Genomic DNA, 632 nt, shown 5'->3' on the forward strand with positions numbered 1-632 from the left:
ACACAACGCGCTGCGCATTCGGTTCCGCATCGACGGCGTGCTGCACGAACACGAGGTCGTCACGCAGCCCGATTTAGTTCAGGCGATGATTAGCCGCGTCAAACTGGCGGCGAACCTGCACCTGGACGAGAAGCGCGACACCCAAGACGGGCGCATCGATATGGAGTATCTGGACAGGCGACTGAGCGCGCGCGTGTCGTGCATCCCGACCCTCAACGGCGAGCGCATCGTGATGCGTATCCTCGACCCCGCCAAGATGCAGGTCAAACTCGACTCGCTGGGCATGCCGCAGGATGTGATGGCGCACTGGCGACGCGCCCTGCAGGTCGCCTACGGCATGCTCGTCGTCACGGGTCCCACAGGCTCAGGCAAAACCTCCACGCTCTACGCCTCGCTGCACACGCTCGATCGCGTGCATCGCAACATCGTGACCGTTGAAGACCCCGTCGAGTACGAGTTCCCCGACAATGTGATGCAGGTGCAGGTGACGGAGAAAATCACCTTCCCGCGGGCGTTGCGGGCGATGCTGCGCCACGACCCTGATGTGATTATGATTGGCGAGATCCGCGACCGCGAGTCGCTGCAGATTGGCATCCAAGCCGCGCTCACGGGGCACTTGGTGCTGTCCACGC

1 protein-coding gene is annotated in these 632 nt (G+C 63.0%); it reads left to right on the plus strand.

Annotation, left to right across the window (positions count from 1 at the left end; translation table 11 throughout):
• Window positions 1-632, plus strand: a 632-nt coding sequence (locus NW837_RS15795; RefSeq protein WP_414332664.1) for a GspE/PulE family protein, incomplete at both ends; no start/stop codon positions are given.

The sequence above is a fragment of the Synechococcus sp. R6-10 genome (assembly GCF_047461815.1).
Taxonomy (GTDB): Bacteria; Cyanobacteriota; Cyanobacteriia; order Thermostichales; family Thermostichaceae; genus Thermostichus.